Genomic DNA, 19,585 nt, shown 5'->3' on the forward strand with positions numbered 1-19,585 from the left:
CGCTCAGTAGCCACGCTGGGCATCGACCAGATCAGCCAGGGGCTCACCCTTGAAGTAGCGCTGGAGCTGGTCAATGAACTTGTCGGCCGTGGCGGTCTGCACCTCGCCCGCCGCCCATGAGATGTGCGGCGTCAACCGCACCCCAGGGTGGGTATAGAGCGGGTGGCCGACCGGCAGCGGCTCGGGGTCGGTCACGTCCAGGGTGGCGGCGCCCAGGCGACCGCTGTCCAGGGCCTGCAGCAAGGCCTGCTGATCGACCAGCGCGCCGCGGGCGATGTTCACCAGGTGCAAGCCGGGCCGGGCATGGGCCAGGGCCTCGGCGTTGATCACATGGCGCGACTCGGCCGTGATCGGCAGCGCCAGCACCAGGTGGTCCACCTGGGCCAGCAGTTCGGGCAGCGAGCGGGCCTGGGCCACGCCCGGCTCGCCCAAGGGGGCCGCACTGCGGCGCAGCGCCGTGACCTGCATGCCAAAGGCCAGCGCCCGCCGGGCCACGGCCTGGCCGATGGCGCCAAAGCCCAGCAGGCCCAGGTGCTGGCCGGCCAGCAGGCGCAGCGGCTGGGCCTCGGCACGCTCGAACTCGCGCCGCCAGGCCTCGGGGCTTTGGACGCGCCGATCCGCCCAGGGCTGGTTGTGTGCCAGCAGGGCCGACAGCACATAGTCGGCAATCGGGGCCGCAGCCACGCCGCGCGCGCAGCTCACCTGGGGCACCTGCAGCAGCCAGGGCGGAAAAAAGTCCACCCCCACCGAGGCGGTGTGCACCCAGCGCAGCGTGCCCGGCCAGCCGGCCGGGGCCTGCGCTGGCGCCTGGCGCCAGCCGTGGCCGGGCGCGGTCAGCAGCACATCCACCTCGTGGGCCCGGGCCCAGCCGGGGGCCTCGCGGTCGTTGATGACCACCAGGCGCGGGTCGACGGCGGCAATGCGCTCGCCCACCGCCGCGCCCAGCGGGTTCAGCACCACCAGGCGCTCAAGGCTTGGCGCGCCCATCAGGCCACCACCGCCTCGCCGGCCGCTTCGTGCACGGGCTCAGCGACCTTCTGGGCCTGTTCACGCGCCACGGTGTAGCGGTTGGCCGGCACCGGCAGGCCCAGGTGGGCGCGGAAGGTGTCGTGCGGGTAGTCGGTGCGGTAAATGCCGCGCGCCTGCAGGATCGGCACCACCAGCGACACGAAATCCTTCAGCGAGGTGTTGGGCAGGGCTTCGAAGAAATTGAAGCCATCGGCGCCCTCGTTCTCGAACCAGCGCTGGATCTCGTCGGCCACCTGCTCGGCCGTGCCTACAAAAGTGCGCTTGGGCGCCGCATGCCACTGGGCCACCTGGCGCAGCGTCCACCCCCGCTCACGCGCCACCTGCTTGATGCGGTCGCTGGCGGCCTGCTGGCTGTTCTTGCCGATGTCCCCGAGGTCCGGAAAGGGCTGGTCGAGCGGGTAGACCGAAAAGTCGTGGTCATTGAAGGGCCGGGCCAGGGCGGCCAAGGCGTTCTCGATCGGCACCAGCGAGGCGGCGATCTGGTACTTGGCCTCGGCCTCCTCCGCGGTGCGGCCCACGATGGGCCGGATGCCCGGCAGCAGGAAGACCTGGGCCGGGTCACGCCCGGTCGCAGCCACCCGGGCCTTGACGTCGCGGTAGTAGGCCTGGGCGTCTTCCAGCTGGTCGGCATGGAAGAAGATCGCATCGGCGCGCTGGGCTGCGAAGTTCTTGCCATCCTCGGAGGCGCCGGCCTGGAAGATCACCGGCTGGCCCTGGCGCGAACGGGCAATGTTGAGCGGCCCCTCAACCTGGAAGAACTCACCCTGGTGGTCCAGCCGGTGCAGCTTGGCCGAGTCAAAGAACTGGCCGGTGGCCTTGTTGCGCACCAGGGCGTCGTCTTCCCAGCTGTCCCACAGGCCTTGCACCACATCGAGGTGCTCGCTGGCCAGGCGGTAGCGCACGTCGTGCGCATAGTGCTCGGCCTGGCTGTAGTTGCGCGCACTGCCATCGAGCCACGAGGTGACCACGTTCCAGCCAGCACGTCCACCGCTGATGTGGTCCAACGAGGCGAACTGGCGGGCCACGGTGTAGGGCTCGCTGTAGCTGGCCGTGACGGTGGCCACCAGGCCGATCTTGGAGGTGACGGCCGCCAGGGCCGACAGGATGGTCAGCGGCTCGAAGCGGTTCAGGTAGTGCGGGCTGGAGCGCTCGGTGATGTGCACGCTGTCGGCCACGAACAGGAACTCAAAGCGCCCCTGCTCGGCCAGTTGGGCCTGCTCGGCATAGAACTTGAAGTTGACGCTGCCGTCGGCCAGTGCGGCCTCGTGGCGCCAGTCGCCCCAGCCGGCGCCCACGCCATGCAGCACAAAGCCGAATTTGAGTTGTCGTGTTGTCATGAAAAGCCTTTCGGAGAATGAATGCGGGAAGGGTTGCGACACCGTAGGCGCCACGGTGCCCCATGCCAACGAAGATTTGCGGTGATCGATATGTGCCGGGCACACAGGGGCCGCAGCCGTTCTTCAGACCACCAACGCCGGTCGGGTCGCCGGCACCGGCGCTGCGGGCGAGGCGTTGCCCAGCAAGGGCCAGGGCTCGGGCGGGGGTGGCGGTGGTGGCGGCGGCGGTGCCGTGGCAGCCAGGCGGGCGGGCGCCCGGCCTTCGTCGAGGGCCATGCGCACCACGCCGGCCGTCAGGCTGGGGGCAAAGGCCTCGATGAACGACTCTTCGTACGAGCGCAAATAGGTGCCGGCCCGCACGGCGAGCCGGGTCAGGTTGAAGCCGAACAGGTGGCTGGCATCCAGCGCACGCAAGCCCTTGTCGCGCAGCGGGTCGAAGGCCATGCTGGCCACGATGCCCACCCCCATGCCCAGCTCGGCGTAGGTCTTGATGACGTCGGCGTCCATGGCGGTCAGCGCGATCTCGGGCTGCACCTGGTGGTGGGCAAAGGCCTCGTCGATGTGCGAGCGGCCGGTGTAGCCGGTGTCGTAGGTGATCAGCGGAAACTCGGCCAGGCGGCTCAGCGTCACCGGGCCGTCGTGCCGCAGCAGCTCGTGTCCGGGCGGGACCACCAGTGAGTGGCTCCAGCGGTAGCAGGGCAAGGCCACCAGCCCGTCGAACTGGGCCAGCGCCTCGGTGGCAATGCCTACATCGGCCTCACCCGCCAACAGCATGGCAGCCACCTGCTGGGGCGTGCCCTGGTGCAGGTGCAGGCGGATCTCGGGGAAATGCTGCGAGAACTGCTTGACCGCCCTGGGCAAGGCGTATCGGGCCTGCGAGTGCGTGGCCGCCACCGACAGTTGGCCGCTGCGCGGGGCCACGTACTCCTGCCCTGCCTTGCGCAGGTTGTGGCTGTTGAGCAGGATGCGCTCGATGATGGGCAGCACATGGCTGCCGGGCTCGGTCAGCCCGGTCAGGCGCTTGCCGACCCGCACGAAGAGCTCAATGCCGAGTTCGTCCTCCAGTTCACGGATCTGTCGGCTCACGCCAGGTTGCGAGGTGTTCAAGGTCTGGGCCACCTCGGTGAGGTTGAAGCCGCGTCGCACGGCCTCTCGCACCGAACGGAGTTGCTGGAAGTTCATGGCGGATGCGTCCTGGGGGTTGGGTCCCATCGAGCGCTTCGATGGCCTCGACAGTTTCAAGAGGGTCTGAAAAGGACGCGATTCTTCGCCGGTTGCCCGCCGCAGAAAACGAATATTTGGGCAGCACCTTATCCCCAAAACGAGGATGCAAAGGCCCCCTGCCAGCGCCAAAAGCCAGGCCCCTCACGGGGCCCGGCCGGGGCGTTCGCGGGCAGCGCCGAGGCTGCGCCGAAAGGCGTCAAAGCCCCAGCGCGCGTCGGCCCGCCGCGATGTGCACGCTGTCGTCCTGCGGGGTGTGCACCACGCCGCACTGCGCGTCGCGCAGGTGGCGCTCCAGCGGGTTGCGCCGTGCCAGCCCGTGGTTGCTGCTCAGGGCCACCGCCTGTTGCACGGCCTGCAGGGCGTTGTGCGTGGTGACCGACTTGACGATGCCGCTGTCGGCAAAGCTGGGCTCCAGGCCGGCCTCCAGGTCGGTCACCAAACTGTCGATCAGGCGTTGGTTCACGGTGAGCAAGGCTTCGATCTGGCCCAGGTGCTCTTGCGCTCTTGGCAAGGTGGCCAGCGCCGCACCCAGGCTGCTGGGTTGGCGGTCGTGCAGAAAACCCACCACCCAGTCGCGGGCGGCGCGGGCCACGCCGGTGTACAAAGCGGCAAAAAAGGCGGCCATTTCAGCTTGCATCAACAGGTCGCCCTGGCCCCAGTCGGTCGGGGCTCGCAGCTCCAGCGGTGCGTCCGCGGGCAACAGCACGTCTTCAAACACGATGTCGTGGCTGCCGCTGGCGCGCAGGCCCAGGTGATCCCAGGTGTTCTCGATGCGGGTGCCGGGCAGGTCAGCCGGCACCAGGAAAGCCCCCGTGAGGGGCTGCTCGTCATCGGTGCGGGCCCACACCAGGTACCAGCTGAGGATGGGCGCCCCGGTGGAGTAGATCTTGCGACCCGACAGGCGCCAGCGGCCATCGGGCTGACGCCGGGCGATGGTGGCCGGCAGGCCGCCGCGCGCCGGTGTGCCCAACTCGGGCTCGACACGCAAGGCGTTGGCCAGGCTCACACGCTGCAGCGAATCCTGTACCACCCGGCGCGCCAGGGCTTCGGGCCAGGGCTTGTGGCGCCGGCCCATGCCACGGTGCTGCATGTACTGCATGGTCAGCACCAGGGCCGTGGCCGGGTCGCCGTGCGCCACGGCGCCCACCACATCGGTGAGCTGACCCAGGCTGGCGCCCTGCCCGCCGTAGGCCACCGGCGCGGCCAGGGTCAGCAGGCCGGCCGCGTGCAGATCGTCGAAGTTGCGGAACGGAAAGCTGCCATCCCGGTCATGGGCCGGCGCTCGGACCGCGAATTCGACGGCCAGGGCGCGTGCGGTCTGGCCCCAGCTCAGCGGGGCGTTCACTGCAGCACCTCGGGTTGCTCGCGCACGATGATGTCGTAGAAGCCCTTGAACGAGAACTCGGCGCCGCCCGGGCGGCCGACCTGGCTGTGGGTCAGCAAGGCCACCTCGTGCGGGATCGGCTGCGGCTTGCCGGCGGCCTCGGCCAACAGTTGGGTGTGGCAGGCGTTGTCCAGCGCGATGTACCACCAGGCGGCCGACTCGACCGAGGGGCCGGCCGTCAAAATGCCGTGGTTCTTCAGGATCACGGCCTTGCGCTGGCCCAGCGCCTGGCCAATGCGAAAGCCCTCATCGGTTTCCAGCACCACGCCGCTGAAGGTGTCGAACAGGGCGTGGTCCTGGTAGAAGGCGCAGCCGTCCTGGGTCAACGGGTCCAGCTCACGGCCCAGGGTCGACCAGGCCTTGCCGTAGGTCGAATGGGTGTGGGCGGCGGCGACGATGTCGGGGCGCGTCTCGTGCAGCGCGGCGTGGATGGCAAAGGCGGCCCGGTTGAGCGGGCCCTGGCCCACCACGATCTCACCTTGCGAGTTCACCAGCAGCAGATCCGACACCTTGATCTGCGAGAAATGCAGGCCCAGGGGGTTGACCCAGAAATGGTCGCTCAGCTCGGGGTCGCGCGCCGTGATGTGGCCGGCCAGGCCGTGGTCGAAGCCAAAGCGGGCGAACAGGCGGAAAGCCACGGCCAGGCGTTCCTTGCGGTGGCGGCGCTCGGCCTCAACCGTCGGACGGGCCGGGGTTTCATCAAACCAGTCCTTGCGTTGCGGGTGGGGGTTGCGCACCAGGGTGAGCGAAGGGGTTTGCAGAACAGCAGACATGGATGAACTTCTTTCAAGCGGCTTTGAGTTGGGCTTGGGCTGCGGCGGCGGCCTCGCGCTCGGCCACCTTCTGGCGCACCAGCGGCAACAGTTCACGGCCGTAGTCGATCGCGTCGGGCAGGGGGTCGAAGCCGCGGATCAGGAAGGTGCTGATGCCCAGGTCGTAATACTGGAGCAACGCATCGGCCACCTGCTCGGGCGTGCCCACCAGGGCCGTGGTGTTGGAGCGGCCGCCGGTCTCGCGGGCAATCGCCGTCCACAGGCGCTCGTCCACCCGGTCGCCCTGGGCCGCATCGGCCAACAGGCGACGCGCCCCCTCGCTTTGCAAGGGGCCGCCGCGGGCAAAGCCCTGCAGCGAGCGCACGCGGCGCGTGTCTTCCAGAATGCGTTCGGCGCGGGCCCAGGCCTCGTCCTCGGTGCGGCCCAGGATGGGGCGGAACGAGATGCTGAAGCCGATGTCGCGCCCGTGCTGGGCGGCAGAGGCCCGCACGCGGCGCACCAGATCACCGGCCTGGGCCAGCGACTCGCCCCACAGCGCATAGACGCTGGCGTGCTTGCCGGCCACTTGCAGTGCGGCCTCGGAGGCGCCACCGAAATAGATCGGCAGGTGCGGCTGCTGCAGGGGCTTGACCTCGGACCAGCCGCCCTCGATGCGGTAGAAGCGGCCTTCGTGGTTCAGGGGCTTGTCGGCGGTCCAGATCTGGCGCAGCACGCTCAGGTACTCGTCGGTGCGGGCATAGCGGTCGTCGTGGCCCAGGAAGTCGCCGTCGCGGCGCTGGTCTTCGTCCGAGCCGCCGGTGATGTAGTGCACGGCCACGCGGCCGTCGGTGTACTGGTCCAGCGTGGCCAGTTGGCGCGCCGTGACGGTGGGTTGCTGCAGACCCGGGCGGTGCGCCAGCAAGAACTTGATGCGCTGGGTGACCGAGGCCGCGTAGGTGACCGCCAGCAGGTTGTCGGGGCTGGTGGCATGCGCCGGCACCAGGATGCGGTCAAAGCCGGCGTGCTCATGGGCCTGGGCGAACACGCGCACAAAGTCGCGGTCGATCACCGGGCCACGGCGGGGGAAGGTTTCAGAAACTTCGTGCGGCTGGATCATGCCGATGAACTGGACACTCATGGGGGGCTCCTGGGTTGGAAGAACGGTGAAAGGCTTCGCGGATGGCTTCACGATAGGCCGCCCCCGCCCGCGCAACAACGAAGCAAAACGCGTGAGGACATGCGCTTTCGGCATGTCCGCCCCACCAGCTCAGTGCGGGATGCCCCCGCGGCGCGGAGCGACCGGGTCGGCGTCCATGGCGGCCACCAGGGCACCGAGCGGATCGGTCGGGGCGGGCAATTCCGGGGCTGGTGCGGCCGGGGCTGGGGCCTTCTCCGACCGGCACACCAGATCGGCGGCCGACCAGCTCTGGCCAGGCAGGGCCCGGGCACGCAACCAGCCTTGCCGGTCCACCAGCACCTGCTGGCCCTGCAGGCGAGCGACGGGCTGGCCCAACACCAGGGCCAGGGCCTGGCGGAAGTCGGCCGCATCGGCCTCCACGAGACGGCAATCAGTGCCGGCCTCGGCCAGACCGCTGCCCTGCCCGATGCCCAGCACGCGCGGGTCCAGCACCAGCGGTGTGCCGGGCGAAGCGGCCACCAGCAGGCGCTGCCCTTGCATGCCACGAAGACTGCGTAGCTCGCTTGCGACACCGCAACGCACCCGGGCATCGGGCAGGCGCACCGGCAGCTCCCAACGCCCTTCGCGGGCCAGGGTCTGGCCTGAGGCCTGGGCCTGCAGAAAATCGAGCACGTTCCAGGTGTCGGCCTCACTCAAGGCGTCGGCAAAGCCGGGCATGGTGGTCTGGCCATCGCGGTCTTGCAGGCCGTGGCGCACTCGCCACCACAGCTCCCCCTCCAGGCGCTGCCACAGCAGACTGCCGTTGAGCCGCGGGGGCCACATGGGCAAAGCGGGCGCATCGGGCCCCTCACCGCCGCCATCCGCCGCATGGCAGCGCTGGCAATGCCGCTGGTACACGGTCTGGCCGCGCACGATGGTCTGGGCGCTGAAGCCGCTGTCACTGACATGGAAACTGCTGGGCGTTGCCGGCCCGGCCAACAGGCCGAACACGCCCCAGGGGGCCGCCGCCAGCAAGGCCACCGCAGCGGCCCACGCGGGCCAGCGGGCGCGCCGCCAAAAGACCGCCAGTCCAGTCAAGGGCAATGCGATTGCCAGGGCCGCCGCGCACAGCAACAGGCGGCGCGCCTGCCCGGGCTCAAACACCATCAGTTCGCCATGCAGCCGCTGTGCCCAGGGCCACACCGGCTGCCCGGCCAGGCTGTCGCTCAGGCCCAGGGCAAACCACAGACGGTGCAGGGCATCCTGCACCGCGTACAGGACGCCGAGCACGGTGTTGACCTGCTCGGGCGTGGGGGTCCAGTCGATCACGCGCTCAGCCCGGCCCCAAGCACAGCCCTCACCAGCTCGCGTCCAGGCCCAGGTGGGCCAGGGCCTGGTGGCGCACAGTTCGGCCAGGCGTGGGTCACCGCGGTGGCGCGGGTAGGGCAACTCATTGACCAGCTCGGCCACGATGCGCGAGGGCCGGTCGGACAGCACGATCACGCGCTGAGCCAAAAAGAAGGCCTCTTCCACGTCGTGCGTGACCAGCAGGGCCGAGAAGCCCTGGCGCTGCCACAGCGCCAGCAGCTCGGTCTGCATGGTCAGGCGGGTCAGCGAGTCGAGCTTGCCCAGGGGCTCGTCGAGCACCAGCAGGCTGGGGTCGTTGACGATGGCACGCGCCAGCGCCACGCGCTGGGCCATGCCGCCCGAGAGTTGGTGCGGGTAGGCCTTGGCGAAGTCTTGCAGGCCCACCAGCTTGAGCGCGGCCTCGACACGCGGCTGCAGCGCCGCCAGCGTGCCGCGCGCCTGCGGGCCCAGGGCCACGTTGTCGCGCACAGTGCGCCAGGGGAACAGCGTGGGGTCCTGGAACACCACGATGCGCGACGGGTCAGGCCGGGCGACCGGCTCACCATCGTGCAGGATCTGCCCCGCGCTCGGCGGCTCCAGCCCCGCCACCAGACGCAGCAGGGTGGACTTGCCGCAGCCACTGGGACCGAGCAGGGCCACGAATTCACCGGGGCGGATGTGCAGGCTCACGCCATCGACCACCGGCAGCGTACCGGCCGGTCCGTCAAACTGATGGCTGACCTGCTCGATGCGGATGTCCGCACCGTTGGACGCGCCTGCCTGCGGCTGGCGGACGGCATTCGACGAGCTCACCATTGCACCACCCCCTTCTGCCACGACAGCACGCGGTCGCGCACGGTGAACAGCAAGGTGATCACGCCCGAGAACAGCAGGGCCATCACCAACAGCGCCCCATACATATTGGGGTAGCTGGCCCAGCCCTGGGCCCAGGTGAGGTACCAGCCCAGGCCCGATTTGACGCCCAGCATCTCGGCCACCACCAGGGTGGCAAACGCATGGCCCAGGCCCATGAACAGGCCCACAAACACCTGCGGCATGGCCGCCGGAATGGCCACCCGGAACACCAGAAAGGCGTTGGAGGCCCCCAAGGTGCGCGCCACGTCATAGAACTGGCGGTTCACCGTGGCGACGCCCGACCAGGTCAGGATGGCGACCGGAAAGCCCGTGCCCATGGCGATCAGGAACACCGCGGTGGACCAACTGGAGGGGAAGAAATAAAACGAGATCGGCAGCAGCGCGGTGGTCGGGATCGGGCCCAGCACGCGCAGCACCGGGTGAATCCAGTAATGCGCCCGGCGCGACCAGCCCATCAGCACGCCCACCACAAAGCCCACCGCCGCCCCTGAGCCGATGCCCACGCCCAGCAGGATCAGCGAGTTGGCCGCACTGTCACCCAGGCGGCGCCAATCGCTGACGTACACCTCGGCCAGACTTTGCGGCGGCGCAAAGAACGGCGTGGGCAACCAGCCCAGCTTGGCCGTGACCAGCTCCCAGGCCAGAAAACCCAGGCCCAGCACCGTGAGCCAGGGGCCGAAGCCGCGCAGGCGCTGCACCACCGGCGCGGCCAGCGGGCCACCCAGGCTCAGCACGGCCAGCGCGGCCGCCAGCCCCAGGCTGACCCAGCCGAACTCGGCGGTGTAGTTCCAGTCGCTGAAGCCAACCTGCTTGTTCGGCCAGCCCAGGGTGAGCGCGCCCAGGGCCGCCCAGGCCACGGCGGCGGCCAGGCCGGTGGCCCACCAGGCCGAGGGCGCGGCCGCCTCGCGCCGCAGCGGCAGCGCGGCCGAAGCCGGGGGGGAATGCACGGTGCTGTTCATGACACGCCTCCTCAGGACAGCACGTCGGCGTGCACGAACTCAGCAAAGCGCACCGGGTCGGTGCTGGGCTTGAGCACCCCCACCAGCTTGAAGTCGCGTGCAAAGAACTCGATCTCTTTCTTCAGCGCCACGCCGCTGGGGTGGTGCTTGTGGGTCAGCGTGCCCAGCACGGTGCGCAGGTCTTCCACCGACACCTTGGAGTAGGGGCTGTAGATCTTGGCGGCTTCGTTGGGGTTGCTGGCCACAAAGTCGGAGGCCTCGTTGATCGAGCGGGCCAGCGCGGCGGCGGTGGGGCGGTCTTCGCGCGCCAGCTTGCCGCTGACCCCCAGCACGCAGCAGGTCTTGTCGGCGTACTCGCCACTGAGGTTGGTGGCCAGCTCGATCAGGCCCTTGGTCTTGCGCTCGATGATGAACAGGTTCGGGTCGCCGTCGGCGATCGCGTGGGCCTCGCCCTTTTCCACCGCCACGCCCAGCAGGTCGCCCGGGAACTGGCGCCAGGTCACATCCTTTTCGGGGTCGATGCCGGCCTTGGTGAACAGCACCGAGAAGAAGTTCTTGCCTGGGCTGTTCAGGTCCGACACCGCGATGGTCTTGCCCTTGAGCTTTTGCAGGCTGGTGACGCCGGCCGGGCCATAGCCCACCAGGCGGGTGCAGCCGCCGTGCGAGCTGCTGACCAACTTGACGTCAAAACCCGACTCCAGTGGTTTGATCCAGCGGTGGATCATGCCCACGCCAGCATCGGCCTTGGAGGTGGCGATCGACTCCAGCAGTTGGTCGGTCGAGCCGGTGTAATTGATGAGCTCGACATCCAGCCCGTTTTTCTCGAAGATGCCGCGGGTGATGGCCACGGGCACCGGGGCCAGGCAGACCGCGTTGGCGTTCCAGGCCAGCTTGATCGGGCGGCGCTTGCCGGCGGCCAGCACCTGGCTGGCCCCCACGCCGGCCACGGCCGACAGTCCCAGGGCCCCCACCGAGCGCAACAGGCGCCGGCGCGATGGCACGATGATCGAAGAAGCAGAAGATGGATGAGGTGTGGTCATGAGAGGCTTTCTGTCGAGGCAGGGCGTTCAGGGCGTTGGGGCCGTTGCGGACCACGGCATGCGCCGCAGGCTCCGCTGTTGAGCGCATTTGACAGAAATCATTCGCGCCATGGAAATGAGAAAACCAGCCATGCTTATGAAGAAGTCAGCCAGCACGCTTTGGCGCTTTGCGCTTCAATACAGGCTGCCCCTCAGCCCCAACAGCTGTCCCTCCCAAAGCCCATGAGCCACCAAGACCCCACCCCGCCCCAGCTGCCGCGCCTGCGCGATTTCGTGCAGCAGTTCACCCGCCTGACCGACACCCACCCGGACGAGGCACGCCTGCTGCAAGAAGGCGGCTCGCTGCTGGCGGCCCTGGTGGCCCATGACGACTGGCTGCCCGCCGAGCTGAGCCAACCCCACCCCGAGCACTACCAGCAGTACCTGCTGTACGCCGATGCCCGCGAGAACTTCTCGGTGGTCAGCTTTGTATGGGGGCCGGGCCAGGCCACGCCCATCCACAACCACACGGTATGGGGCCTGATCGGCATGCTGCGCGGCCAGGAACGCTCGCAAGCCTACGCCCGCGATGCCGCCGGCCACTGGCGCCCCACAGGCGAGGCTCACGAGCTGCACCCCGGCGAGGTCGATGCCGTGTCCCCCCGCATTGGCGACGTGCACCGCGTCAGCAATGTGCTGGCCGACCAGGTGTCGATCAGCATCCATGTGTATGGCGCCAACATCGGGGCCGTGAAGCGCTCGGTGTTCCTCGAAGACGGCACCGAAAAGCCCTTTGTGTCGGGCTACAGCAACCGCAGCCTGCCCAATCTGTGGGACCGCTCGGCCGAGGTGCGGGCCAGCCTGGCCGGCTGAACTGCATGGCCCCCTTCCTATTTTTTGAATTCCTGCCCCCCACAAGAAGAGCCCCACCGTGACCATTGCCCTGCCCACAACCCCCTACGCCCAAGTCCGCGAGCACCTGCTGGCCGGGCGCGAGATCGCCCTGCTTGATGTGCGCGAAGAAGACCCGTTTGCCCAGGCCCACCCGCTGTGGGCCGCCAACCTGCCGGTGGGCCGCATCGAGCTGGACGCCTGGACCCGCATTCCGCGCCGCGACACCGTGGTGGTGGTGTTCGATGACGGCGAGGGCCTGGCCGACACGGCCGCACGCCGCCTGCAGGCCCTGGGCTACACCCAGGTGTCGCTGCTGGCCGGCGGCCTGCAGGGCTGGCGTGACGCAGGCGGCGAGCTGTTCCGCGACGTCAACGTGCCCAGCAAATCGTTTGGTGAGCTGGTCGAGGCCAAGCGCCACACCCCCTCACTGCCCGCCGAAGAGGTCAAGGCCCTGATCGAAAGCCAGGCCAATGTGGTGGTGCTCGATGCGCGCCGCTTCGACGAGTACCAGACCATGAGCATCCCCAGCGGGGTGAGCGTGCCCGGGGCCGAGCTGGTGCTGCGCGCCGCGGCCCTGGCCCCCGACCCGGCCACCCACATCGTGGTCAATTGCGCGGGGCGCACACGCAGCATCATCGGCACCCAGTCGCTGGTGAACGCCGGCCTGCCCAACCGCATCACCGCCCTGCGCAACGGCACCATCGGCTGGCTGCTGGCCGGCCAGACGCTGGAACACGGTGCCGCCCGCCGCGCCCCCGAGGTGAGCGCCGAACAACAGGCCCGCGCCGCCGCCCAGGCCCGCGCCGTGGCCGACCGCGCCGGGGTGCGCCGCGCCACGCTGGCCGATCTGCCCGCGTGGGCGGCAGAAACCCAGCGCACCACCTACCGTTTCGATGTGCGCACCCCTGAAGAATTCGCCCGGGGCCACCTGCCGGGCTTCCGCAGCGCCCCGGGGGGGCAACTGGTGCAAGAGACCGACCACCAGGCCCCGGTGCGTGGCGCCCGCATCGTGCTGAGCGACACCGATGGGGTGCGCGCCAACATGAGCGCCTCGTGGCTGGCCCAGATGGGCTGGGAGGTGCACGTGATCGACGCGCTGCCCGCCCAGGCTTTGACCGAGAGCGGGACGGCGCCAACCGCCGTGCCCCCGCCCGAGCAACCGATCCCGCTGACCTCGGTGGCCACGCTGCAGGGCTGGCTTGCCGAAGGGGCCGACACGGTGGTGATCGACTTCACCCCCAGCGCCAACCACGTGAAACGCCACATTCCGGGCGCCTGGTGGGCGCTGCGCTCGCAACTCGCCCAGGGGCTGGCCCAGATCCGCGCTCAGGTGCCTGGCGTGCAACGCCTGGTACTGACCTGCGGCAGTTCGGCCCTGGCCGCCTACGCCGTGGCCGAAACCGCCCGCCTGAGCCCAGGCCTGAGCGTGTCGCTGCTCGATGGCGGCACCCAGGCCTGGATCGAAGCCGGCCTGCCGCTGGAAAGCGGCGAAACCCACCTGGCCGCCCCGCGCATCGACCGCTACCGCCGCCCTTACGAGGGCACCGATGCGCCCCGCGCAGCCATGCAAGGCTACCTGGATTGGGAGTTTGGCCTGGTCGAACAACTGGGGCGCGATGGCACGCATGGCTTCCAGGTGATCTGAGCCGGATCGCGACAGGCGCGCTAACGCCTGGGGCCCGGGCATTCAATCGTTCAATCTTTCAATCGGCTTGAAATCCCGAGGCCTTGATCACCGGTTCCCAGCGTTTGGCCGAGGCGGCACCACGGCTGGCCAGCTCTTCGGGCGACTTGCCCACCGGCAGAAAGCCCATGGTGGCCAGGCGCTCGCGCACATCGGGCAGGGTCAGTACCTTGGCCAGGGCCTGGCTCCAGGCGGTCACCACGGCGGCCGACGTGCGGGCCGGGGCATACAGGCCGTTGAAACCCATGCCCGAAATCGTGGGGTAGCCCTGCTCGGCAAAGGTGGGCACGTCGGGCAACTGGGGCACGCGCTGCTCGGATGACACCGCCAGCACCCGGATCTTGCCGGCGCGGTGGCCCTCGACCAGCGAGCTCATGACATCGATGTCGGCACTGATCTGCCCGCCCATCAGGGCCAACACGGCCGGAGCGCTGCCCTGGAACGGGATGTCTTCCATCTTCACGCCGATGGCCTCGCCCAGCACCATGCCGAAGAAATGGTGCGGCGCGCCCCGTGCCGGAATGCCGTAATTGGCCTGGCCCGGGTTCTTGCGCGCCCAGGCCACGTACTCGGCCAAAGTCTTGGCCGCAGGGGCCGTGCCCACGGCCAAGGCAAAGGGAAACTCCGACACCGTACCGATGGGCTGCAGATCACGCTGCGGGTCATAGCTGAGTTTGCGCAGGGTGTAGGGGTAGAGCGCCACCAGGGCATCGGGCCCGAGCATGACGACACTGCCGTCGGTGGGTGCATTCTTCAGCACCTCCATGGCCAGCCGGCCGCCGGCACCAGGCTTGTTGTCGACCAGCACAGGTCGCTTGAGTTCGTCCTTGAGCTTTTCAGCCAGCACGCGGGCCAGGGCGTCAAACGAGCCGCCAGCCGGAAAGCCGACCAGGATGCGGGCCGCTTGCCCTTCAGGCTGGGCCAGCGCCGGGGCCGCCAGTGCGAGCCCCAGCAGGCCCAGGGCACCGAAGGCCAGCATGCGACGGGTGTAGGAATGGATTTTTTTCATGGTTTGTCTCCTTGCAGATGGGTCGTGAAAGCGAAGTCAGGCAGATCTCAGCAACCGCGCGTGATCGGGGTCTGCACTGGCTTGTGGCGCAGGCCCAGGCGCAGCAGTTCAAGCTTGGCCAGAGCCTGGCGGTGCACCTCGTCGGGGCCGTCGGCCAGGCGCAGGGTGCGCTGGTCGGCATAGGAGAAAGCCAGCGGAAAGTCCTCGCAGACACCGCCACCGCCGTGGGCCTGGATGGACCAGTCGATGACCTTGCAGGCCATGCTGGGGGCCACGATCTTGATCATGGCAATCTCGGCCTGGGCGGCCTTGTTGCCCACCGTGTCCATCATCCAGGCGGCCTTGAGGGTGAGCAGTCGGGCCTGCTCGATCAGGCAGCGTGCCTCGGCGATGCGTTCGTGCCAGACGCCTTGTTCGGCCACGGCACGGCCAAAGGCATGGCGACTGGCCAAGCGCTGGCACATGAGTTCAAAGGCCCGCTCGGCCGCACCGATGGAGCGCATGCAGTGGTGGATGCGGCCCGGCCCCAGGCGACCCTGGGCGATTTCGAAGCCACGCCCCTCGCCCAGCAGCAGGTTGGCCACGGGCACACGCACATCGGTCAGCGAGACCTCCATGTGGCCATGGGGAGCATGATTGAAGCCAAACACCGACAGGGCCCGCTCCACCTTGACGCCAGGGCTGTTGGCCGGCACCAGGATCATGGACTGCTGCTGGTGGCGCGCCGCCTCGGGGTTGCTCTTGCCCATCACGATGAACAGTTCGCAGTGCTGGCTGCCAGCCCCTGTGGACCACCACTTGCGCCCGTTGATCACATAGTCCTCGCCCTCGCGGCGGATCTCGCACTGGATATTGGTGGCGTCTGACGAAGCCACCTCGGGCTCGGTCATCAAAAAGGCCGAGCGGATTTCGCCGCGCAGCAAGGGTTCGAGCCAGCGGTCTTTCTGGGCTTCGGTGGCATAGCGGTCCAGGGTCTCCATGTTGCCGGTGTCAGGCGCCGCGCAGTTGAAGACCTCGCTGGCCCAATGCACCCGGCCCATCACCTCGCACAGCGGCGCATATTCAAAATTCGACAGCCCCTCGGCTGCGCGCGGCGAATGCGGCAGAAACAGATTCCACAGGCCTTGTGCGCGCGCCATCGCCTTGAGGCGCTCGACCGTGGGGCAGTGGCCCCAGCCCTCGCCGGTGAAGTCGCCCTGGGCCGCGGCTTCGCGTGCCACCTGGGCCTCGTTGGGCAGGATGTGCTCGTTCATGAAGGCCTGCAGGCGCTGGCGCAGCGCGGTGGTCTTCTCGGGTTCCTGGAACAGGTTCATGGGATTCTTTCAGGGGAGGGAAGAAAAAGAAGGGAAGGCCTCAGCCGCCCACCAGGCGCCAGCCACGTTCGGCCACGGCCCCGGCCTGGGCCGACACCTCGCGCGCGATGGGACTGGCGGCGGTGCCGTCTTGCACGCGGCGGGCAATGCCCTGCAGGATGGCGCCCAGGCGGAACAGGTTGCAGGCGAGGTAGAAAGGCCAGTCGGCCTGAACTGCGGCGAGGTCGTCGCGGCCCATGCGGTCGAGGTAGCGCGCCACAAAGTCCTGCTCGCTCGGGACGCCCAGCGTCGCCAGATCCAGCCCGGCCAGGCCCTGCAACGGGCCTGGGGGGTGGTGCCAGGCCATGGCGTGGTAGGCCAGATCGCTCAAAGGGTGACCCAGGGTGGACAGCTCCCAGTCCAGCACGGCCAACACCCGCGGTTCGCTGGGATGGAACACCATGTTCTCGATGCGGTAGTCGCCATGCAGCAAGGCCAGCGCCTCGGTGTCATGCGCCGAAGCGGGGATGTGGGCGGGCAGCCATTCGATCAAGCGCTCCATGGCGGGCAGATCGTTCGTCTGGCTGGCCCGGTACTGACGCGTCCAGCGTGCGATCAAGCGCTCAAAGTAGCCTTCGGTACGACCAAAGTCCTGCAGGCCCTGGGCCCGCCAGTCCACCCGGTGCAAGGCCGCGAGCACCCGGTTGGCCTCGTCGTGAATGGCCGCACGCTCCGCCACGCAGAGACCCGGCAGCGAGGCCTCGCGGAATACCCGGCCCGGCACAAAAGCCATCAGGTAGAAGGCGGCACCGATCACCGACTCGTCGGCGCAGAACTGGTGCACCCGGGGCACCGGCACCTCGCTGCCCTGCAAGGCCTGCAAGACCGCGAACTCGCGCTCGATGGCGTGGGCTGAGGGCAGCAGCGCCGCCTGCGGCCCAGGCTTGGCACGCAGCACACGCGGCTCGCCATGTGCAGGCGTCAGCAGCCAGGTGGGGTTGGACTGACCGCCCGCCAGACGACTCAGCTGCAGGCCGGCTGCCGCTGCCGGCCAGTGGGGTGCGAGCCAGGCCTGCAGAGCAGGTCCATCGGGCGACAGCGGGCTTTTGGCATTGTTTTCTGGGGGCATGATTCGTCCTTTTGTCGCATTGTCGGACAATTGGACAATAAGACCCAATCCGGAGGAAACCCTGAGCGTCACGGCCGGGACAGCGTCCAGCCAGGGCGGTAGCACGGGCTACACTGCGCAACCCCTCCGTGATTCGCCTTGTCAAACCCCTGCCCATGGACATCGAAAAGCTGCAGTTCTCACCCGCCTACCGACTGGTTTCGGAGGACCTGAGGCGGCGCATCGTGAGTGGGTCCCTGCAGCAAGGCGATGCCCTGCCTACCGAGACCGAGTTGGCCACGGGCTTCGGTGTGCACCGATCCACCATCCGTGAGGCCCTGCGCCAGCTGGAACAAGACGGCCTGCTGCGGCGCGACGGCAAACGCCTGCTGGCGGCCACGCCCGAGCACAGCGCGCTGTCGCAGGCCGCCGAACGTGCCCTGCGCATGCGGCAGGTGAGTTTTCTCGACGTGTGGCAGGTGGCCTCAGCCCTGGAACCCCTGTGCGCCGCTCTGGCGGCCGCCCAGATCACCGACGATGAGCTGGACGCGCTGGAGGACAACCTGCGCCGCACCCGAGACCTGCTGCAGGCCGGCGGCTCGCCGGTGGAAATCGACATCGAGTTCCAATCCCTCGTGGCGCAGGCCACGCACAACCAGGCGCTGCTGCTGGCCCGCGGCCCGATCAGCCAACTGATGCTGGCGGGCTATGCCGCGATTGCGCCCAAGTTGCCCCAGTCGGGCGCCCGCCTGCTGGAGGTGCACGAGCAGGTGACCGCCGCGCTGCGCCGCCACGATGCCGCCGAGGCCGAGGCCTGGACACGCAAACACCTGCAGGATTACCGCCGCGGCTGCGAGATTGCCGGCCTGGACATGCGCCAGCCCATCCCGCCCGTGGGTTGATCCAGCGCTGAAATATTTTTCTCAATCGTTGCGTGGGGTTTTTGGGCTCTCGCGTCAAAACGGCCCCACGATGGATGCTGTTACAAACATGGACAGACCGGGTCCACACTGACCCATGCATCGGGGGGCCTCTTGAACCTGTTCGCCGGCCTGACGTTGGACACACCCACGCTGGTGTTCTCGATTGGCGCATTGGCGCTGTTCATGGCCGTGTTCGCCTGGAACACGGCCTATGGCCTGCCAGCCGCCGACATGGGCCTGCGCAGTTGGGGGCTGGCCATGCTGTCGCTGTGCGGGGGGTTCATGCTGTTCTTCCTGCGCGGCCATGCCCCGTTGGTCCTGACCTTTGTGCTGGCCAACACGCTGGTGCTGCTCAGCTCGGTGATCTGCGTGGATGCGCACGCGCGCCTGCTCGAACAGCCCACCCCCTGGCGCACCCTGGCGCTGGCCAACCTGCTGGGGGTGCTGGGCACCATGCCGGTGTACCTGGGCTGGCTGCCCCGAGGGGTGGCCATCCTCACGGTGTCGCTGGCTCTGGGCGGCAACTTTGCCATCAGCGCCCAGTTGATCTGGCGCCGCCATCGCAGCACCGGCTCCCGTGCCGGCCTGCTGGCGGCCGGCATTCTGGCCGCCATGGCAACCGGCTCGGCGCTGCGCGGCATTTACAACATCACCGGTGAGCGCGCCAGCCTGCTGATCAGCTCGCAAATGCTGCCCCAGGTGGGGTCGCTGCTGCTGGGGGCCTTGTTCACCGTGGGCAGCTCGCTGGGTTTTCTGGCCATGGTCAATGAACGCCAGCGGCGCGAACTGGAGACCCACTCCCGCCGTGACGGGCTGACCGGACTGCTCAACCGCACCGCCTTTTTCGAGGCCGCGCATGCCTATGTGGCCGGACCGGGTGGCGAGCGCTTCGGCGTGGTGATGATGGACATCGACTGGTTCAAGAAGATCAACGACCGCCATGGCCATGCTGCTGGGGACACCACGCTCACTCAGCTGGGGCGGCTGATCACCCAGCACACCCGACTGACCGACCTGGCCGGACGCTATGGCGGCGAAGAGTTCTGCCTGTTGCTGAAGGATTGCACGCTCGCCGAAGCCCAGCGGGTGGCCCAGCAACTGGTGAATGAGGCCGCCCGCCAGAGCGTGCGCCTGCCCGGCGGCCAAGCCCTGCACTTCACGCTGTCAGCCGGGTACGCACAGCGCCAGGGCCCGCACGAGAGCCTGGAGCAGGTCATCAACCGGGCCGACCACGCCTTGTACGAAGCCAAGCACGCGGGGCGCAACCGGGCCGTGGCGGCCTTGCCCGCCGAGCCCCCCGACTCGGTGCCCGCGGCACCACAAGGCAGCACCGACAACGTCGGCACCGCCTCCCAGGCGGCCTGACGCACGCCTGCCGGGCCCCAGCCCGGACCGGGTTCAGGAGACAAGCCTGTCAGAAAAAACCTGACAAGCACCCGACACAAAAGAGACAAGCAGCACAGGCAGAGGCCGACTTAATTTTTGATTGGGGGGTATTCACAATCCATTTCAACAGATCGACATTGCTTCATGCCCCCGGGTGAGGCGCCTCAGAAGGAGTTTGACCATGACCAGCGAACAAATGCTTGCCGAGATCCGCGAAGCCAACCTCACCTACCTGATGCTGGCCC

At 68.6% G+C, this 19,585-nt stretch carries 16 protein-coding genes and 1 pseudogene; 4 read left to right on the forward strand and 13 right to left on the reverse strand.

Annotation, left to right across the window (positions count from 1 at the left end; translation table 11 throughout):
- Positions 1-3: 3 nt before the first annotated feature.
- From AC3WUT_RS25615 to AC3WUT_RS25660, 10 genes and pseudogenes are all read right to left on the reverse strand, one after another.
- Complete coding sequence (locus AC3WUT_RS25615; RefSeq protein ID WP_492349886.1) at positions 4-987, reverse strand: D-isomer specific 2-hydroxyacid dehydrogenase family protein; 984 nt, start codon at positions 985-987, stop codon at positions 4-6.
- Positions 987-2,366 (reverse strand): LLM class flavin-dependent oxidoreductase, encoded by a 1,380-nt coding sequence (locus AC3WUT_RS25620; protein ID WP_492349887.1) that lies wholly within the window; start codon positions 2,364-2,366, stop codon positions 987-989. Before AC3WUT_RS25620 ends, AC3WUT_RS25615 begins: the two co-directional genes overlap by 1 nt.
- Positions 2,367-2,489: 123 nt before the next feature.
- Positions 2,490-3,548 carry a CysB family HTH-type transcriptional regulator gene (locus AC3WUT_RS25625; protein WP_492349902.1) on the reverse strand — a complete coding sequence of 353 codons (1,059 nt, stop codon included), beginning with the start codon at positions 3,546-3,548 and terminating at the stop codon, positions 2,490-2,492.
- A 238-nt stretch (positions 3,549-3,786) separates the two neighbouring features.
- A complete protein-coding gene (locus AC3WUT_RS25630) occupies positions 3,787-4,935 on the reverse strand; it encodes an acyl-CoA dehydrogenase family protein (protein WP_492349888.1) in 1,149 nt (382 codons plus the stop codon).
- Entirely contained in the window at positions 4,932-5,747 is an 816-nt protein-coding gene (locus AC3WUT_RS25635) for a class II aldolase/adducin family protein (RefSeq protein WP_492349889.1), read from the reverse strand. The genes AC3WUT_RS25630 and AC3WUT_RS25635 overlap by 4 nt, the downstream gene beginning before the upstream one ends.
- A 13-nt stretch (positions 5,748-5,760) precedes the next feature.
- Positions 5,761-6,864 (reverse strand): LLM class flavin-dependent oxidoreductase, encoded by a 1,104-nt coding sequence (locus AC3WUT_RS25640; RefSeq protein WP_492349890.1) that lies wholly within the window; start codon positions 6,862-6,864, stop codon positions 5,761-5,763.
- A 129-nt stretch (positions 6,865-6,993) separates the two neighbouring features.
- Complete coding sequence (locus AC3WUT_RS25645) at positions 6,994-8,010, reverse strand: c-type cytochrome (protein WP_492349903.1); 1,017 nt, start codon at positions 8,008-8,010, stop codon at positions 6,994-6,996.
- Between the two features lie 190 nt (positions 8,011-8,200).
- A pseudogene (locus AC3WUT_RS25650) lies at positions 8,201-9,006 on the reverse strand (ABC transporter ATP-binding protein).
- Positions 9,000-10,025 carry an ABC transporter permease gene (locus AC3WUT_RS25655; protein WP_492349891.1) on the reverse strand — a complete coding sequence of 342 codons (1,026 nt, stop codon included), beginning with the start codon at positions 10,023-10,025 and terminating at the stop codon, positions 9,000-9,002. Before AC3WUT_RS25655 ends, AC3WUT_RS25650 begins: the two are co-directional and overlap by 7 nt.
- Before the next feature lie 11 nt (positions 10,026-10,036).
- Positions 10,037-11,065, reverse strand: a complete 1,029-nt coding sequence (locus tag AC3WUT_RS25660) for an ABC transporter substrate-binding protein (RefSeq protein ID WP_492349892.1) — start codon at positions 11,063-11,065, stop codon at positions 10,037-10,039.
- Positions 11,066-11,287: 222 nt separating this feature from the next.
- Here AC3WUT_RS25660 and AC3WUT_RS25665 point away from each other — a divergent pair, with 222 nt between their 5' ends.
- Together AC3WUT_RS25665 and AC3WUT_RS25670 are read left to right on the forward strand one after the other, a co-directional pair.
- Entirely contained in the window at positions 11,288-11,917 is a 630-nt protein-coding gene (locus AC3WUT_RS25665) for a cysteine dioxygenase family protein (RefSeq protein WP_492349893.1), read from the forward strand.
- Positions 11,918-11,975: 58 nt separating this feature from the next.
- Positions 11,976-13,583 carry a rhodanese-related sulfurtransferase gene (locus AC3WUT_RS25670; RefSeq protein ID WP_492349894.1) on the forward strand — a complete coding sequence of 536 codons (1,608 nt, stop codon included), beginning with the start codon at positions 11,976-11,978 and terminating at the stop codon, positions 13,581-13,583.
- A gap of 58 nt (positions 13,584-13,641) precedes the next feature.
- Here AC3WUT_RS25670 and AC3WUT_RS25675 read toward each other — a convergent pair whose 3' ends face one another.
- The 3 genes from AC3WUT_RS25675 to AC3WUT_RS25685 are packed head-to-tail and all read right to left on the reverse strand — an operon-like array spanning position 13,642 to position 17,052.
- Positions 13,642-14,631, reverse strand: a complete 990-nt coding sequence (locus AC3WUT_RS25675) for a Bug family tripartite tricarboxylate transporter substrate binding protein (protein WP_492349895.1) — start codon at positions 14,629-14,631, stop codon at positions 13,642-13,644.
- A gap of 47 nt (positions 14,632-14,678) precedes the next feature.
- Positions 14,679-15,944 (reverse strand): acyl-CoA dehydrogenase family protein, encoded by a 1,266-nt coding sequence (locus AC3WUT_RS25680; protein WP_492349896.1) that lies wholly within the window; start codon positions 15,942-15,944, stop codon positions 14,679-14,681.
- A gap of 40 nt (positions 15,945-15,984) precedes the next feature.
- Positions 15,985-17,052: a phosphotransferase family protein gene (locus AC3WUT_RS25685; RefSeq protein ID WP_492349897.1), complete on the reverse strand. Its 1,068-nt coding sequence runs from the start codon at positions 17,050-17,052 to the stop codon at positions 15,985-15,987.
- Between the two features lie 128 nt (positions 17,053-17,180).
- Between AC3WUT_RS25685 and AC3WUT_RS25690 the strand changes: the two genes are divergently transcribed.
- Together AC3WUT_RS25690 and AC3WUT_RS25695 are read left to right on the forward strand one after the other, a co-directional pair.
- The gene (locus AC3WUT_RS25690) at positions 17,181-17,933 is read left to right on the forward strand and encodes a FadR/GntR family transcriptional regulator (RefSeq protein WP_492349898.1); all 753 of its coding nucleotides are present in this window, start codon (positions 17,181-17,183) and stop codon (positions 17,931-17,933) included.
- A gap of 132 nt (positions 17,934-18,065) precedes the next feature.
- Positions 18,066-19,319 carry a GGDEF domain-containing protein gene (locus AC3WUT_RS25695; protein WP_492349899.1) on the forward strand — a complete coding sequence of 418 codons (1,254 nt, stop codon included), beginning with the start codon at positions 18,066-18,068 and terminating at the stop codon, positions 19,317-19,319.
- The last annotated feature ends 266 nt before the right edge of the window (positions 19,320-19,585 follow it).

The sequence above is a fragment of the Curvibacter sp. EU05-FHT14A10 genome, from assembly GCF_058791075.1.

Excerpts from the sequence above, each read along its gene's own strand:
- AC3WUT_RS25615 (WP_492349886.1), bottom strand. The coding sequence starts at position 987 with ATGGGCGCGCCAAGCCTTGAGCGCCTGGTGGTGCTGAACCCGCTGGGC.
- AC3WUT_RS25620 (WP_492349887.1), bottom strand. The coding sequence starts at position 2,366 with ATGACAACACGACAACTCAAATTCGGCTTTGTGCTGCATGGCGTGGGC.
- AC3WUT_RS25625 (WP_492349902.1), bottom strand. The coding sequence starts at position 3,548 with ATGAACTTCCAGCAACTCCGTTCGGTGCGAGAGGCCGTGCGACGCGGC.
- AC3WUT_RS25635 (WP_492349889.1), bottom strand. The coding sequence starts at position 5,747 with ATGTCTGCTGTTCTGCAAACCCCTTCGCTCACCCTGGTGCGCAACCCC.
- AC3WUT_RS25640 (WP_492349890.1), bottom strand. The coding sequence starts at position 6,864 with ATGAGTGTCCAGTTCATCGGCATGATCCAGCCGCACGAAGTTTCTGAA.
- AC3WUT_RS25645 (WP_492349903.1), bottom strand. The coding sequence starts at position 8,010 with ATGGTGTTTGAGCCCGGGCAGGCGCGCCGCCTGTTGCTGTGCGCGGCG.
- AC3WUT_RS25655 (WP_492349891.1), bottom strand. The coding sequence starts at position 10,025 with ATGAACAGCACCGTGCATTCCCCCCCGGCTTCGGCCGCGCTGCCGCTG.
- AC3WUT_RS25660 (WP_492349892.1), bottom strand. The coding sequence starts at position 11,065 with ATGACCACACCTCATCCATCTTCTGCTTCTTCGATCATCGTGCCATCG.
- AC3WUT_RS25665 (WP_492349893.1), top strand. The coding sequence starts at position 11,288 with ATGAGCCACCAAGACCCCACCCCGCCCCAGCTGCCGCGCCTGCGCGAT.
- AC3WUT_RS25675 (WP_492349895.1), bottom strand. The coding sequence starts at position 14,631 with ATGAAAAAAATCCATTCCTACACCCGTCGCATGCTGGCCTTCGGTGCC.
- AC3WUT_RS25680 (WP_492349896.1), bottom strand. The coding sequence starts at position 15,944 with ATGAACCTGTTCCAGGAACCCGAGAAGACCACCGCGCTGCGCCAGCGC.
- AC3WUT_RS25685 (WP_492349897.1), bottom strand. The coding sequence starts at position 17,052 with ATGCCCCCAGAAAACAATGCCAAAAGCCCGCTGTCGCCCGATGGACCT.